We start from the raw sequence: 15,474 nt of genomic DNA on the forward strand, positions 1-15,474 counted from the left end.
TTAGCTGCGGTGTGGCCCGACGATCTTCAGCTTCGTCATTCGCCGGTACAGCGTCGCGCGCGACATGCCTAACGCCTGCGCGGCTGCGTTGGGTCGCCAGTGCTGTCGCGTGAGCGCTTCGATAATGCGTGCGCGTTCGTCGCCTGACGTAGCATCGTGCGACAGTTCGTGTCTGGCATCGGGTGAAAGGAGGGCGGCCATATCAGGCGAAACGTGCCGCAATTCGACCCGCGACGAATCGCACACCGCGCACGCGTAGCGCAGCACGTTGCGTAACTGCCGGATATTGCCTGGCCACGCGAGCGTGCCAAGCCGTTCCGCAAGATGCGGGTCGAGCGTCAGCACGTGGCCAGCGCTTTGCGCTTCTTCGTCAAACACCGCTTCGATTACATCGCGAATGTCCGCGCGTTCGCGTAGCGGCGGCATCGTCAGCGTCGCGCCGCTCAAACGGTAAAACAGGTCTTCGCGAAACGCACCTTCGTCCACCATCTCCGTGAGGCTGCGGTGCGTCGCGCAGATGACGTCGATATCCACGCGCACCGGCACATCACCCCCCAGCGGCACGACTTCGCCTTCTGCCAGCACGCGCAGCAGACGCGTCTGCAGACTGAGCGGCATGTCGCCGATTTCATCGAGGAACAACGTGCCACCACTCGCCATCGCGATCTTGCCGCGCGCGCCGCGGCTGCGTGCACCGGTGAATGCACCGGGCGCATAGCCGAACAGTTCGCTTTCGATCAGCGATTCAGGAATCGCCGCGCAATTCACCGCAACGAAAGGCCGCGCACAACGTGCGCCTGAATCGTGAATCGCACGCGCGAAGACTTCCTTGCCGACACCGGTTTCACCGAGGATCAGGATCGGCAGATGCTTTCCGACGATGCGTAGCGCGACCTGCGCGTTCTGCGCGATACGTGTATCGACGCTATGCAGGAAACGGCTCATCGTGCCGAGATGACTTTCCGCTTGCGATTCGCGCGGCGCCGCTGCCGTCGCCATGCGCACAGGACGACGCATCGGTGCGCGGATGCGCGCGTATAGCGTCGCGCCCGTCGTACGCAGGCGCAGCCCGACGATCGCGCCGGTGCGTGCAAGGTCGTGGAGATGGATATCGGAGGTATCGAAGATATCGTCGATGTGACGCGGCGCGTCGAGGCCAGGAATGCACTCGCGCGCCTTGCGGTTGGCCGTCGCAACGTTGCCGCATTCGTCGAAGGCGATCAGCAGTTCCGGCTGCGCCTCGACGAAGTTGCGGCTTTGATGACCGAAGAGAATCCAGTGCTGCGTGGTCTGGTTCAGGAAGTAGCCGTCTTCGATGAGACCGGCGCTTTGACGTACCAGCTGGAACACGAGCCGCTGGCTGTCGCGGTTATCGGGCGACTGAACCGCTGACGCATCGAGCACGCCGATCAGTTCGCCAGCAGGCGCGAAAATCGGCGCGGCGCTACACGTCAGCGTGGTGAACGCGGCGCGAAAGTGATCGGTCTTGTGCACGGTGATCGGCGCGAGATCCGTCAGCACATTGGCGACGCCGCAGGTGCCTTCCTCCCGTTCGGACCAGCACGAGCCGATATACAGGCCGGCATGCTTGAAATGACTGCGTCGCTCGCGATCGATCCGGTAATCGATCGTCACGCCGTGCGCGTCGGTCAGCATCACGCAGTAGTCGGCGACACGAATCATGTCATGCAGCCGCGACAGACATTGCCCGGACGCGCGCAGGAAGGCTTCTTCCTTGCCCTGAATTTCGCGTAGTTCAGAAGACGTGAGGACGCGCGGGCCGATGGCCGAGCCGGGATCGAGCTGCCAGGTTTCGAAGGAGCGCTGCCATGAAGAGACAAGGCGCGGCGAGCCAGCGGGCGCGGGTAGACGCCCTTCAATGGCGCCGCGCACGCGATCGACGTGCTGTGTTTGTGAAACGTAAGGCATGGTCGACTCCCCGTCGAGCAGCGCTGGAGGGTTCCGGTACGTTCTTGTAGCACAACTCGAAATCGCAATCACACTGCACTGCAGCACGGGAGATGCGTGAGACGTTTGTCTCAACATACTGTGAGACGGTCTTGTTCAGCGGCAATCGTATGCCCTGTAAGGCATGCGGGCCCGCTTTCATGTTGCGTGAGAACGCGTGCTTCTCCATTGATGAGACGACGAGGCGCAGCACGCGTTGCAGCGTGTGCGACCGCATGACGGCTGCGAAGCACGCCTGATCGCGCAGAGCCCTTTAAACACGGGCTTTTCCTCGCATCCACACTTCCTGATTGCGTATTGGCACACCCTTTGCAGAGTCTCCCTGCACCGAAGCGCAAATCGCGTTTCCCGGAAAACAGGTCCGCGAACACGCGGACAGGAGACAAGCCCGTGTCACTTCCCGTCACCGTTGGCGTGATTGCGAATCCTGCATCAGGCCGCGATATCCGGCGCCTCACGACGCACGCGTCCGTCTTTCCGACGGCAGAAAAGGCCAACATGGTCGTGCGTCTGCTTGCGGGTCTCGGTGCGCTCGGCGTCGAACGCGTGCTCACACTGCGCGACAAGACGGGCGTTTCGGCGCTCCTGCTACGCGCGATCGAAACGCACAAAGCGATCGCCCCACACCAGCGCTGGCCCGAGGTCGAATTTCTCGCGTTGCCATTCACGGACAGCGTTGCCGATACGCACGCTGGCGTGGCACATATGGTTGGCGAAGGCGTCGGCCTCATTGCGGTGCTTGGTGGTGACGGCACGCATCGTGCGGCCGCTGCGCATTGCGGCGACGTGCCGCTGTTGACGCTTTCAACCGGCACCAACAACGCGTTTCCGGATCTGCGTGAAGCGACGGTCGCGGGTCTTGCTGGCGCACTCGTCGCATCGCGTGCCGTGCCGCCAGACGTCGCGCTGGTGCGTAACAAGCGGCTTCTCGTGCGTTGTGTCGAAGGTCCGAATCGTGGACGCGAAGAGATCGCGCTCGTCGATGTCTGTGTGAGTCGTCAGCGCTTTGTCGGCGCACGCGCGGTCTCGGAACCCGCGGACATCGAAACCCTCTTTCTGACGTTCGCCGCGCCGGACGGCATCGGCCTGTCGTCGATTGGCGGTGCGTGGGCACCGGTCGATCGCGCCGCGTCGCACGGATTGCATCTGACCTTTGCACGTGCCGGCGAATCGGGCGTGCCGATCTTCGCGCCGATTGCGCCGGGACGCGTGGATCAGGTGACGATGCGCGCCTGCGAGCGCCTCGAAGTGGGTGCATGGACGCCGCTTCACACTGAACACGGCACGCTCGCGTTCGATGGCGAACGCGAGATCGAACTGGAACGCGGTGACCGTTACGAAGTGTCGCTTGACTGGAGAGGGCCGCTGACGGTCGACGTCGAACGTGTGCTGCGTTATTCGGCGTCGCGGCAACTGATACGTGAAGTGGCAGTGCAGGACGGTTTGTAGGAGTCGGCGCCGGACGAAGCAGGTTGCATTCGTCCGGCGCTCATTGCAGCAGGCAGTGAAATCAATCAAGGAGACGCACCATGTCTGTTTCAGCACAGTTGGGCAAGGACGAACTGCTGGAGGCGTATCGAATGATGCGCACGATCCGCGAATTCGAGGAACGTCTGCACGTCGAGTTCGCGACAGGAGAAATCCCGGGTTTCGTGCACCTGTATGCCGGCGAAGAGGCGTCGGCAGTCGGCACGATGCTGCATCTCAACGATGCCGATTACGTTGCAACAACTCATCGCGGACACGGTCATTGCATCGCGAAGGGCGTCGACGTGTGCGGCATGATGGCCGAGATTTATGGCCGCAGGACGGGGGTGTGCCACGGCAAAGGCGGTTCGATGCATATCGCCGATCTGTCGAAGGGCATGCTCGGCGCTAACGGCATCGTCGGCGCGGGTGGGCCGCTCGTGTGCGGCGCGGCGCTTGCTGCGAAGCAGAAGAAGACCGGCGGCGTGGGCGTGTGTTTCTTCGGTGACGGCGCGTCGAATCAGGGTGTGATTTTCGAATCGATGAATCTCGCTTCGGTGTGGCGGCTGCCTGTGATTTTCGTTGCCGAAAACAATGGCTATGCAGAAGCAACGTCATCGACGTATTCGGTGGCCACCGACAACATCGCCGATCGGGCGAGCGGCTTCGGCATGCCAGGCGTGATTGTGGATGGCTTCGATTTCTTCGCGGTGCACGAAGCGCTGGGTGAAGCGATCGAACGCGCACGTGGCGGTGGCGGGCCGACCCTGGTCGAGGTGAAATTCTCCCGCTATTTCGGGCATTTCGAAGGCGATGCGCAGACTTATCGCGCACCGGGTGAAGTGCAGAAGCTGCGTGACGAGAAGGATTGCCTCAAGCGTTTCGAAGAGCGCGTCCTGCGTGCGGAAATGGTGACGCGAGACGACCTGCGTGGCGTCGACGCCAAGGTCAAGACGCTGATCGACGCAGCCGTCAGCGAGGCTAAGGCCGCGCCGATGCCCACGGCGGAAGATCTGCTGACCGACGTCTACGTGTCGTATCCGTAACACCGTCGCGTTGCAGTGCGGGACGAACCCGATCGAATCAGCAACCATCTTGCATGGGACCAGAGTAAGACGCTAAAGCGTCAACGCTGGTCGACAGGAGACAGACATGGCACGGAAGATCACATTTTCTCAGGCGATCAATGAAGCCTTGAGCCAGGAGATGGCGCGCGACGACAGCGTCATCGTGATGGGCGAAGACAACGCCGGCGGCGCCGGCTCGCCCGGCGAACAGGATGCGTGGGGCGGCGTACTCGGCGTCACCAAAGGGCTGTATCACAAGTACCCGGGGCGCGTGCTCGATACGCCGCTTTCGGAGGGCGGTTATATCGGCGCGGCCGTGGGCGCGGCGGCGTGCGGGTTACGGCCCGTGGCCGAACTGATGTTTATCGATTTCATGGGCGTGTGCTTCGACCAGATCTTCAATCAGGCCGCGAAATTCCGCTACATGTTCGGCGGCAAAGCGGTCACGCCCGTTGTTATACGCGCGATGCAGGGTGCGGGTTTGCGCGCGGCGGCACAGCATTCGCAGATGTTGACGTCGCTGTTCACGCATATTCCTGGGCTCAAGGTGGTGTGCCCGTCGACACCGTACGACGCGAAAGGTCTGCTGATTCAGGCGATCCGCGATAACGATCCGGTCATTTTCTGCGAGCACAAGCTGCTGTACACCCGTGAAGGCGATGTACCCGAAGAGTCGTATGCCATTCCTTTCGGCGAAGCGAACGTCGTGCGTGAAGGTGACGACGCAACCATCGTGACCTACGGCCGCATGGTGCATTACGCAACGGATGCCGCAGAAAAGCTCGCAAAAGAAGGCATCCAGGTCGACGTGATCGATCTGCGCACGACGTCGCCGCTGGATGAGGACACGATTCTCGAAAGCGCTGAACGCACAGGCCGCGTGGTCGTCGTGGACGAAGCGAATCGGCGCTGCTCGATGGCGACCGATATTTCCGCGCTCATTGCCGAGCGTGCGTTTCATTCACTGAAGGCGCCGATCGAACTCGTGACTGCACCCCATACGCCGGTGCCGTTTTCGGGCGTGCTCGAAGACATGTATATCCCTTCGCCGGACCAGATCGCCGCCGCTGTGCGCAAAGTAAGGAGCTGAGCAATGCCGATTCACATGATTACGATGCCCAAGTGGGGCCTGTCGATGGAGCAGGGACAGGTCAACGGCTGGTTGAAGTCGGTTGGCGACAAGGTCGGTAAAGGCGACGAAGTGCTCGACGTGGAGACCGACAAGATTTCGTCGGGCGTGGAATGCGCGTTCAACGGCACGTTGCGCCGTCAGGTCGCGCAGGAAGGCGAAACGCTGCCGATCGGCGCGCTGCTTGGCGTCGTAGCCGACGTGGAAACGCCCGACAGCGACATCGATGCCGCAGTCGAAGCGTTCCAGCGCGACTTCGTACCACCGACGGCCGCGGACAGCGAATCGGGTCCGCAGCCGGAGAAAGCGCAAATCGACGGACGTACGGTGCGTTACTTGAAGCTTGGCGACGGTGGCACGCCCGTGGTGCTGATTCACGGCTTTGGTGGCGATCTGAACAACTGGCTCTTCAATCACGCGGATCTCGCCGCACATCGCACGGTGTGGGCGCTCGATCTGCCGGGTCACGGCGAGTCGGGCAAGACGATCGACACCGGCAGCGCAGACGAACTGGCCGATAGCGTCATCGCATTTCTCGACGATCGTAATATCGAGCGGGCGCATCTCGTCGGACATTCGATGGGCGCACTCATCGCCATGACCGTCGCGGCGCGCGCGCCACAGCGCGTCGCTTCGCTTGCGTTGATAAGCGGTGCGGGACTCGGTGAAGAGATCAACCGCGAATACATCGAAGGCTTTGCTGCGGGCAACAGCCGCAACACGCTGAAGCCACATCTGACGAAGCTGTTCGCGGACGGATCGCTGGTCACGCGCCAGCTCGTGGAAGATATCGTCAAGTACAAGCGGCTTGAGGGTGTCGGCGATGCGCTGCAGAAGATTTCGGCGTCGGCGTTCGAAGGCGGCGTGCAACAACGGAACTATCGCGACCAGCTGGAGAAACTTGCGCCGCGTACGCTCGTGATCTGGGGCAGCGAAGATCAGATCATTCCTGCGCGTCACGCAGAAGGGTTGCCCGCGACCACGCACGTCCACATCATCGCGGGGAAGGGGCATATGGTGCAGATGGAAGCCGCCTCGGAAGTGAACCGCCTGCTCAACGACTTCTTCGGGTCATGACGATGAGCGCCGCGCTCCCGAATCAGAGCACGACGGCGCTCGGTCAACACGGGTTGCGTAGCCGCGAGAAGCTGGCCCGCATCCCCGTGAAGATCGTGCCCGTCACCGAAGGTGAGAACGGGGCCTTGCAGAAGCCCCCATGGCTGCACGCAAAGCCGATGATGAGCGAAACCGTCGCGAGTATGGCGGAGGTCTTGCGCGAGCATCGTCTGCATTCGGTGTGCGAGGAGGCGATGTGCCCGAACATCGGCGAGTGTTTCGCGCAGCGCACGGCAACGTTCATGATCATGGGAGGGATCTGTACGCGTCGCTGTGCGTTCTGTGACGTGGCACATGGGCGGCCCGAGGCGCTCGATCCGAACGAGCCTGAGCGTCTTGCCGATGTCGTTGCGGCGCTTGGCTTGCGCTACGTCGTGGTTACTTCGGTGGATCGTGACGATCTGCGCGATGGCGGTGCGGCACATTTCGCGCGCTGCATTACGCTGATTCGTGAGCGCATGCCGGGAATCCGCGTTGAAGTGCTGACGCCGGATTTTCGCGGGCGAATCGATCGGGCACTGGCCGCGTTCGAAGCGGTATGGCCGGATGTGTTCAACCACAACATCGAAACTGTGCCGTCGTTGTATCGCGCAGCACGCGCGGGCGCGGATTATGATGGATCGCTCGAACTGCTGGCGCGTGTGAAACGGGCGAATCCGTCTGTGATCACGAAGTCCGGATTGATGGTCGGTCTCGGCGAAACCGATGACGAACTGCTGCGCACCATGCAGGATATTCGCGCGCATGGCGTCGATATTCTGACGATCGGGCAGTATCTTGCGCCGTCGCGGTTTCATATGCCCGTGCGACGCTATATGCCGCCGGACACGTTCGATGTATTGCGCGAGGCGGGCATGAAGCTGGGATTTCGCGAGGTAGTCGCAGGGCCGCTGGTACGATCGTCGTATCACGCCGACCAGGTTTCCGGCCTGGGTGAATGAGCGTTTAAACCGCGCATGCATGTGTGTCATGCATGCGCGGTTCAACTTCAACGCCTGACTTAAATGTCGCCAATACACATGTACTTGATGACGACGTAATCGTCGACGCCGTAGTGCGAGCCTTCACGCCCCAGCCCCGACTGCTTGACGCCACCGAACGGCGCGACTTCGTTCGAAATCAGTCCGGTGTTGATACCGACCATGCCGTATTCGAGCGCTTCAGCGACGCGCCACACGCGGCCGATATCGCGGCTGAAGAAATACGCCGCAAGACCGAACTCGGTGTCGTTCGCAAGGCGGATCACTTCTTCGTCTGATGAAAAACGGAACAGCGGTGCCAGCGGACCGAACGTTTCGTCGCGCGCGACTTTCATCGCGGGTGTGACGTCGGCGAGAATCGTCGGTTCGAAGAAGCCATGACCCAGCGCGTGCCGTTTGCCGCCAGTGACGATGCGTGCGCCTTTAGCGAGCGCATCTTCGATATGCGACTCGACCTTGAGCACGGCCGCTTCGTTGATCAGCGGTCCCTGCGTCACGCCTGCGTCGGTGCCGATGCCGACCTTCAGGCCGGCAACCGCATCGCGCAGTTTCGCCGCGAACGCGTCATAAACGCGGTCATGAACGTAGAAGCGATTCGTGCACACGCACGTCTGCCCGCTGTTGCGATACTTCGACGCGATCGCGCCCGCAACAGCCGCATCGAGATCGGCATCGCCGAACACGATGAACGGCGCGTTGCCGCCGAGTTCGAGCGAGACCTTCTTCACCGTCGGCGCGCACTGCGCCATCAACAGACGCCCAACCGGTGTCGAACCCGTGAACGAGAGCTTGCGCACGATCGGGTTGCCGGTCATCTCGGCGCCGATGGCTTTCGGATCACCCGTCAGCACGCTGAAGATGCCCGCAGGGACGCCAGCGCGTTCCGCGAGCACGGCAAGCGCGAAGGCCGACAGCGGCGTGGCTTCGGCCGGCTTCACGATGATCGGACAGCCGGCGGCGAGCGCCGGGCCAACCTTACGCGTGATCATCGCAGCCGGGAAATTCCACGGCGTGATCGCGGCGCACACGCCGATCGGTTCCTTCGTCACGACGATGCGTTTGTCGGCCGCCGGCGTCGGAATCGTGTCGCCGTTGATGCGCTTCGCTTCTTCGCCGAACCATTCGAGGAACGAAGCCGCGTAAGCGATCTCGCCTTTGGCTTCGGCAAGCGGCTTGCCTTGCTCGGTGGTCAGGATCAGCGCGAGATCGTCGGCGTTCGCAAGCATCAACTCGTACCACTTGCGCAGAATGGCAGCGCGCTCCTTGCCCGTTTTCGCGCGCCATGCGGGCCACGCCGTATTCGCCGCCTCGATCGCGCGACGTGTTTCCTGCGCGCCCATGTGCGGCACTTTTGCGATGCGCTCGCCCGTCGCCGGGTTGACGACGTCGAACGTCCTATCGTCATCCGCCTGTTGCCAGCTGCCTGCGATGAAGGCTTCCGTGCGCAGCAGCGTCGGATCCTTCAGGTTTTCAAATGCCTTGTTCGTCATGTGTTTTTGCCCGTGCCTGTCTGGGAAAATCGCGGATTACGCGGCAATGCCGACCGTTTCCTTCAACACGCCTTCGAGAATCGCCAGTGCTTCGTCGAACACGGCGTCCTGAATCGTGAGCGGGAACAGGAAGCGGATCACGTTCGAATACACGCCGCACGTGAGCAGCAGCAAACCGCGTTCGAGCGCGCGCGTCTGCACGCGCTTCGCGAAATCGGCATCCGGCTCACGCGTGCCGGCCTTGAAGAACTCGACCGCGACCATGCCGCCGGGACCGCGCACATCGGCGATCTGCGGTACTTCACCTTGCAGCGCGATGAGCTTTGCCTTCAGGCGATCGCCCAGCACAGTGGCGCGGTCGCACAGATTTTCTTCATCGATGATGTCGAGCACGGCGTGCGCTGCGGCGAGTGCCAGCGGATTGCCTGCATACGTGCCACCCAGACCGCCCGGCGCAGGCGCGTCCATGATGTCGGCGCGACCGACCACACCCGACAGCGGCATGCCGCCAGCGAGGCTCTTCGCGATCGTCATCAGATCGGGCACGACGTCGTGGTGATGCATCGCGAACAGCTTGCCGGTACGTGCGAAGCCGGTTTGCACTTCGTCGGCGATCAGCAGGATGCCGTGCTGCGTGCACAGCTTGCGCAACGCGCGCACGAACTCAGCCGGCGCGGCATAGAAGCCGCCTTCGCCCTGCACCGGTTCGAAAATAATCGCCGCGACGCGCTTCGGATCGATATCGGCCTTGAACAGATGCTCGATAGCCCGCAGCGAATCAGCGGTTGTGACTCCGTGCAGCGGATTCGGGAACGGTGCGTGGAAGACGTCCGACGGGAACGGTCCGAAGCCGATCTTGTACGGCGCGACCTTGCCGGTCAGCGCCATGCCCATCAGCGTGCGGCCATGAAAGCCACCCGTGAACGCGATGACGCCCGGACGGCCGGTCGCCGCACGCGCAATCTTGATGGCGTTTTCGACGGCTTCCGCACCGGTCGTAAAGAATGCGGTTTTCTTCGGGTAATCACCAGGCGCGCGGGCGTTGATCTTTTCGGCGAGCTCGACGTACGACGCGTACGGCACGATCTGATACGCGGTGTGCGTGAAATGTTCAAGCTGCTCGCGGATCGCCGCAACGATCTTCGGATGACGATGGCCCGTGTTCGTGACGGCGATGCCAGCGGCAAAGTCGATGAAGCGGCGGCCTTCGATATCCCACAGCTCGGCGTTTTCGGCGCGCTCAGCGTAGAAATCGCACATCACACCTACGCCGCGCGGCGTAGCGGCGTCCTTGCGGGCCTGAAGTCCTGCGTTTTTGTTGTCGGCCATGGTCATCTCCTTCACATCCGGTTATCGGGAACAGGTGGAAAACGGCGGGCGCCGCCCCTTTGCATCGCATGCTGTGACTATAATCAGGTTTGGCTCTAAACTTCAGAGCCATTTCAATAAAAATACAGGAGCCAATCATGCGTGCGAGCGTTCTATCCGACTGGCTGGCCCAGCGGCTCGACCGTGGCAACGGTCAGCCGGTCTACCGGCAACTGCACCGGCTGCTCCAGCAGGCGATCCTGTCGCGGGAACTGCCGGCTGGCACCAAGGTGCCGTCGTCGCGCCTGCTGGCTGCGGAACTCGGCATCGCGCGCAATACGGTGACGCAGGTGTATGAGCAGCTCGCGCTCGAGGGGTATGTGACGTCGGCGACCGGGCGCGGCACGTTTGTCGCGGATAGCGCGCCTGACGAGATCGTCGGCGCGCCCGAAGTCACGGCGCCGGACGCTGCGCCGGCCACGCCGTCTTCTGATCCCATGCCGCTGCCCGCCGCGCGGGCTTTATCTACGCGAGGTGCCCGGCTCGTGTCGGGCGCGGGCGTGTCGAAGCGCCAGTGGGGCGCGTTCATGCCGGGCGTGCCGGACGTGACCCGTTTTCCGGCGCGCGTCTGGAGCCGTTTGCATAACAAGTACTGGCGCCGGCTGCGGCCCGACCTGCTGACGTATGCGCCTGGCGGCGGCTTGCCGTTGCTGCGTCATGCTCTGGCCGACTATCTGCGGACGTCGCGCTCCGTGCGCTGCACGCCGGAGCAGATCGTGATCACGACCGGCATTCATCAGTCGGTAGACCTGGCGGTGCGTCTGCTTTCCGACCCGGGCGACGTGATCTGGACGGAGGATCCCTGCTACTGGGGCGTGCGCAGCGTGTTGCACGTTTCGGGTCTGCAATCGCGCCCGATCGCGGTCGACGAAGAGGGCATCAACCCGTCTCCCGACGATCTCGCGCAGCCGCCGAAGCTGATGCTCGTCACGCCGTCGCATCAGTATCCGCTTGGGATGGTGATGAGTCTCGCGCGGCGCCGGATGCTGCTCGAATATGCGCGCCAGCACCAATGCTGGATCATCGAAGACGACTACGACAGCGAGTTTCGCTACGGCAGCCGGCCGCTTGCGTCGCTTCAGGGACTCGATACGGCAGGGCAGGTGATTTACGTCGGCAGCTTCGGCAAGACGCTGTTTCCTGGGCTGCGCATCGGTTATCTGGTCGTTCCGGAAGCGCTGGCCGAGAGTTTCGCGACGGCGAGCGCGGAGCTGTACCGCGAAGGCCAGCTGCTGCAGCAGGCGATGCTGGCTGAATTCATCGCTGAAGGGCATTTTACGTCGCATATCCGCAGGATGCGCACGCTGTACGGGCAGCGCCGTCAGGCATTGCTCGACGCCGCTTCGCGACGTTATGGCGAGGAATTCCCCGCTGTCGGCGGCGACGCGGGTTTGCATCTCGTGATGCAGTTGCCCGAAGACGCCGACGATCGCGCGGTGGCAAAGGCGGCGCTGGAACGCAACATCATCGTGCGGCCGTTGTCCGGGTATTACGCCGAGCCGGCGAGCGCGCCTTCCGGCCTTCTGATCGGTTACGCGTGCGTGCCTGACGAAGAGATCGCGCCCGCGTTCGATACGCTCGCCGACGCGATCGATTCGACACTCGTGCAGTTCGTGTAGCTTCCGGCGCGCGGGCCTGCAGGCGCACGGCGGTAAGCCCTCGCCGGTACGCCCTCGCCGGTACGCCCTTAAATCCGGATCAGCACCGCGCCGAGCGTGACGAGCAGACACGCAACGATGCGTCGCGTCGTGAGCTTTTCGCGCATCACGAGCCAGCCGATCAACACGGCGAAAATCGAACTGAGCTCGCGCAGCGCGGAAACCATCGCGATCGGCAGATAACGGTACGCTTCGATGATGAAGCAGTACGCAGTCAGCGCAATCGCACCGGAGAGCACGCCCTTGAAGACCTTTTCACGACCGATGAAGAGGCCTTTCGCGCCACCGCGCCATTTCCAGACCAGCAGAAACTGCGGCACGTTCCAGATCAGATAGACCCACATGATGTAGCTGAGCCCGTTCCCCGCCACGCGCGCGCCGATGCCGTCGACGACCGAATACGTCGCGATAAAGAAGCCGGTCAGCAGCGCGAACGGCACGCTCTCGCCGGAAAAACGCATGTTGCGGCGAAACGCGAGCGAGACGATGCCAAGCGATACGAGCGCGACGCCGATCGCGGCCAGCGGCTTGAGCGCTTCGTGTGCGAACACGAGCGCACCGACAAAGACCAGCATCGGCGACAGGCCGCGGGCGATTGGATAGATCTGGCCGAAGTCGCCGCTGCGATAGGCGCGGATCAACGCAAGGCAATAACCGGATTCGAGTACGACTGAAGCGATGATGTAGGGCCACGCGCCGGGCGCCGGCAACGGCAGCAGGCAGACGCCGATCGCGCTGACGATCACGTATGGAATCGCCATCATGCCGAGCAGCCAGATGCGGTCTTCAGAGAGATGCAGAAACGCGTTCCAGGTCGCGTGCAATAACGCGGATATCAAAACCAGCAACACGACGAACGTTTCCATCAGGAACCTGGACGAAGAAGGCGGCGTTCACCGCGAGCATGTGATTGTTCAAAGAGGGTATCCGCGGCGGGCAGGCCGGCGAACATGCCTTTCTATCAGAATCTTTCATCAGGCGAAAGCGGAAGCCGTTGCCAGCAAAGGCACGAACCGTGCTGTGACGCCGGCATGACACGTCGCGCTGAAACGCACGTTGTCATGCTGCATTGCCCGCAGACGCGATATATTGGCGGATCAGCGCGTGCCGTCCCCAATAACGTTCGAATGTAATCTGGCGTCGCCATGCAACCACTCAGCTTCCTGGCCGACAGCTTTGCGGAATACGAGGACCTCAAGTCGATCCTCGATGACGGCAGTGCGAGCTTCGAAATCAACACGGTCTGCGAAACGCGCGTGCGTGGACGCGTGTTCGCGGTGCACACGGCCAGCATCGGCTCGACCGATCCGCAGGCACCGGCCATCGGTTTCTTCGGCGGCATTCACGGCCTCGAGCGCATCGGCACGCAACTCGTGCTCGACTATATGCGCGCGCTGCTTGGCCGGCTCGAGTGGGATGAACTGCTCGTACGGCAACTGCAGTCCATTCGCCTGATCTTCATGCCGATCATCAATCCCGGCGGCATGTGGGCCGCGACGCGGGCCAATCCGAACGGTGTCGACCTGATGCGCAACGCGCCGCAGGATGCCGACGAACGGGTGCCGTTTCTCGCGGGCGGCCAGCGTCTCGGCGCGTGGTTGCCGTGGTATCGCGGCAGTCGCGGCGCGCCGATGGAACCGGAAGCGATGGCGCTTTTGCAGGTCGTCGAAAGCCAGCTCGCGACGCGTCCCCTCAGCTTCGCGCTCGATTGCCATTCGGGCTATGGTTGGGGCGACAGCATCTGGTTTCCGTATGCACGCACGCGTAAGCTGATGCAGCATCTGCCGGAAATGTTCGCGCTCAAGACGATGTTCGAGCGCGCGCATCCCCATCATGGCTACACGTTCGAGCCGCAAAGCCATCAATACCTGCTGCACGGCGACCTGTGGGATTGCGCATACGATCGCACGCCTGCGCCGAACGTCATGTTACCGATGACACTTGAGCTTGGCTCGTGGCTATGGATCAAGAAAAATCCGTTGCAACTGTTTTCGCGGCAGGGCATGTTCAATCCCGTGAAGGCGCATCGCACCGCACGCGTGTTGCGCCGGCACGCGAACCTGCTCGAGTTCCTGACGCGCGCCGCGTTCTCGTCGCAACGCTGGCTGCCGCAAGGTAATCGTCGACAGCAGTTGCAGCAGGAGGCAATCAGTCACTGGTACGGGAAGGGTGGCACATGAGCTCGTGGATCCTGCTACGTGGATTGACACGCGAGTCGCGTCACTGGGGGCCGCTGCCGGAACTGCTGCGCGCAGCAACCGATGCGGACGATGTGCTTGCGCTCGATCTGCCGGGCAACGGTGCTTACGCAGGGTTGCGCGCGCCGCTGGACGTTGCGGACATGGTGGGTTTTGCGCGTCTTGCAGCACTGCAAAGCGGCGTGCCGGGTCCGTACCGTCTGCTTGCAATGTCGCTCGGCGGTATGGTGGCGACATCGTGGGCGCAGCGACATCCGAAGGATATCGAACGAATTGTCCTGATCAATACAAGCATGCGTCCGTTCAGTGGCGCGCGTGAACGGCTGCGTCCGGAAGCTTGGCCGGACCTGTTGCGGGTTGCGTTGAACTGGCGCCGGTCGGATGAAGCGGAATCACTTATTCACTCGCTGACCTGCAGTAACCGTCGCAACTTCGCCGATGATCTGACCGCGTGGCGCGCGATTCGCGAAAGCGCGCCGGTAAGCAGGATGAACGCATTGCGCCAGCTTTTTGCTGCAGCGCAATTCAATGCGGGTTCCACAGTCCCGTCGTGCCCCGTGCTGATCCTTTCGTCTGAGAATGACCACCTCGTGAATCCCGTGTGCTCAGCGCAACTCGCGAGCGCCTGGCATGCGCGCCATCTTCAGCATCAATGGGCCGGTCACGATCTGCCGCATGACGATCCGGCATGGGTCTGTGAAAGCGCTTCTGCGTGGCTCGCGAACCCATCCGATCATGCGCGTTCCACCACCGCTGAATGACCGGATGCACGCTTTTCAACCTGTCACGCAAGCGTCACGAAGTCTTCACATTGGCGATCTTTTGTGACCATTTACGGGTCACCTAAGCGGATGCGAAAAACTATGTTGCAGTGCGAACCAAACCGCATTTCATTCGTGTGATGCAGACGGGTTTACCCGTCCCGCAAATGAGTGACTCGAGGTCATTTAAGAAGCCCGCTCAATACTTTTTAACGCCAAAAGATACGTTTTGCCTTCGGCTCCGTCCCCCCGTCATGACGCTTTACAGAGCG

12 protein-coding genes are annotated in these 15,474 nt (G+C 62.2%); 8 read left to right on the top strand and 4 right to left on the bottom strand.

Annotated features, from left to right (window positions below; genetic code table 11):
* Entirely contained in the window at positions 1–1,929 is a 1,929-nt protein-coding gene (locus P3T16_RS17055) for a sigma-54-dependent Fis family transcriptional regulator (protein ID WP_429343151.1), read from the bottom strand.
* A gap of 429 nt (positions 1,930–2,358) precedes the next feature.
* Here P3T16_RS17055 and P3T16_RS17060 point away from each other — a divergent pair, with 429 nt between their 5' ends.
* The 5 genes from P3T16_RS17060 (at position 2,359) to lipA (ending at position 7,688) form a co-directional block, all read left to right on the top strand.
* Positions 2,359–3,417, top strand: coding sequence for an ATP-NAD kinase family protein (locus P3T16_RS17060; RefSeq protein WP_429343152.1), 1,059 nt, complete (start codon positions 2,359–2,361; stop codon positions 3,415–3,417).
* 80 nt (positions 3,418–3,497) lie between these two features.
* Positions 3,498–4,481, top strand: a complete 984-nt coding sequence (locus tag P3T16_RS17065) for a thiamine pyrophosphate-dependent dehydrogenase E1 component subunit alpha (RefSeq protein WP_429343153.1) — start codon at positions 3,498–3,500, stop codon at positions 4,479–4,481.
* A 106-nt stretch (positions 4,482–4,587) separates the two neighbouring features.
* Positions 4,588–5,592 (top strand): alpha-ketoacid dehydrogenase subunit beta, encoded by a 1,005-nt coding sequence (locus P3T16_RS17070; RefSeq protein WP_429258375.1) that lies wholly within the window; start codon positions 4,588–4,590, stop codon positions 5,590–5,592.
* A gap of 3 nt (positions 5,593–5,595) precedes the next feature.
* Positions 5,596–6,708, top strand: coding sequence for an acetoin dehydrogenase dihydrolipoyllysine-residue acetyltransferase subunit (locus P3T16_RS17075; protein WP_429343154.1), 1,113 nt, complete (start codon positions 5,596–5,598; stop codon positions 6,706–6,708).
* A 2-nt stretch (positions 6,709–6,710) separates the two neighbouring features.
* Entirely contained in the window at positions 6,711–7,688 is a 978-nt protein-coding gene (gene lipA / locus P3T16_RS17080; protein WP_429343155.1) for a lipoyl synthase, read from the top strand.
* Positions 7,689–7,747: 59 nt separating this feature from the next.
* Here the strand turns inward: lipA and P3T16_RS17085 are convergent, their stop codons facing one another.
* Positions 7,748–9,217, bottom strand: a complete 1,470-nt coding sequence (locus tag P3T16_RS17085; RefSeq protein ID WP_429343156.1) for an NAD-dependent succinate-semialdehyde dehydrogenase — start codon at positions 9,215–9,217, stop codon at positions 7,748–7,750.
* Positions 9,218–9,253: 36 nt separating this feature from the next.
* Positions 9,254–10,552 (bottom strand): 4-aminobutyrate--2-oxoglutarate transaminase, encoded by a 1,299-nt coding sequence (locus tag P3T16_RS17090; protein ID WP_429258371.1) that lies wholly within the window; start codon positions 10,550–10,552, stop codon positions 9,254–9,256.
* Between the two features lie 131 nt (positions 10,553–10,683).
* Between P3T16_RS17090 and P3T16_RS17095 the strand changes: the two genes are divergently transcribed.
* A complete protein-coding gene (locus P3T16_RS17095; protein ID WP_429343157.1) occupies positions 10,684–12,204 on the top strand; it encodes a PLP-dependent aminotransferase family protein in 1,521 nt (506 codons plus the stop codon).
* 68 nt (positions 12,205–12,272) lie between these two features.
* Here the strand turns inward: P3T16_RS17095 and P3T16_RS17100 are convergent, their stop codons facing one another.
* Positions 12,273–13,109 (bottom strand): EamA family transporter, encoded by an 837-nt coding sequence (locus tag P3T16_RS17100; protein WP_429343158.1) that lies wholly within the window; start codon positions 13,107–13,109, stop codon positions 12,273–12,275.
* A 279-nt stretch (positions 13,110–13,388) separates the two neighbouring features.
* On the opposite strand from P3T16_RS17100, the gene P3T16_RS17105 reads away from it, so the two are divergent.
* Together P3T16_RS17105 and P3T16_RS17110 are read left to right on the top strand one after the other, a co-directional pair.
* Positions 13,389–14,423, top strand: a complete 1,035-nt coding sequence (locus tag P3T16_RS17105) for a M14 family zinc carboxypeptidase (protein WP_429343159.1) — start codon at positions 13,389–13,391, stop codon at positions 14,421–14,423.
* Positions 14,420–15,202: an alpha/beta fold hydrolase gene (locus tag P3T16_RS17110; RefSeq protein WP_429343160.1), complete on the top strand. Its 783-nt coding sequence runs from the start codon at positions 14,420–14,422 to the stop codon at positions 15,200–15,202. The genes P3T16_RS17105 and P3T16_RS17110 overlap by 4 nt, the downstream gene beginning before the upstream one ends.
* Positions 15,203–15,474: the final 272 nt, after the last annotated feature.

Origin of the sequence: Paraburkholderia sp. GAS42 (assembly GCF_050436565.1) — a bacterium.
Classification (GTDB): Bacteria; Pseudomonadota; Gammaproteobacteria; order Burkholderiales; family Burkholderiaceae; genus Paraburkholderia.

Excerpts from the sequence above, each read along its gene's own strand:
- lipA (WP_429343155.1), top strand. The coding sequence starts at position 6,711 with ATGAGCGCCGCGCTCCCGAATCAGAGCACGACGGCGCTCGGTCAACAC.
- P3T16_RS17065 (WP_429343153.1), top strand. The coding sequence starts at position 3,498 with ATGTCTGTTTCAGCACAGTTGGGCAAGGACGAACTGCTGGAGGCGTAT.
- P3T16_RS17110 (WP_429343160.1), top strand. The coding sequence starts at position 14,420 with ATGAGCTCGTGGATCCTGCTACGTGGATTGACACGCGAGTCGCGTCAC.
- P3T16_RS17100 (WP_429343158.1), bottom strand. The coding sequence starts at position 13,109 with ATGGAAACGTTCGTCGTGTTGCTGGTTTTGATATCCGCGTTATTGCAC.
- P3T16_RS17085 (WP_429343156.1), bottom strand. The coding sequence starts at position 9,217 with ATGACGAACAAGGCATTTGAAAACCTGAAGGATCCGACGCTGCTGCGC.
- P3T16_RS17105 (WP_429343159.1), top strand. The coding sequence starts at position 13,389 with ATGCAACCACTCAGCTTCCTGGCCGACAGCTTTGCGGAATACGAGGAC.
- P3T16_RS17070 (WP_429258375.1), top strand. The coding sequence starts at position 4,588 with ATGGCACGGAAGATCACATTTTCTCAGGCGATCAATGAAGCCTTGAGC.
- P3T16_RS17090 (WP_429258371.1), bottom strand. The coding sequence starts at position 10,552 with ATGACCATGGCCGACAACAAAAACGCAGGACTTCAGGCCCGCAAGGAC.
- P3T16_RS17055 (WP_429343151.1), bottom strand. The coding sequence starts at position 1,929 with ATGCCTTACGTTTCACAAACACAGCACGTCGATCGCGTGCGCGGCGCC.
- P3T16_RS17095 (WP_429343157.1), top strand. The coding sequence starts at position 10,684 with ATGCGTGCGAGCGTTCTATCCGACTGGCTGGCCCAGCGGCTCGACCGT.
- P3T16_RS17075 (WP_429343154.1), top strand. The coding sequence starts at position 5,596 with ATGCCGATTCACATGATTACGATGCCCAAGTGGGGCCTGTCGATGGAG.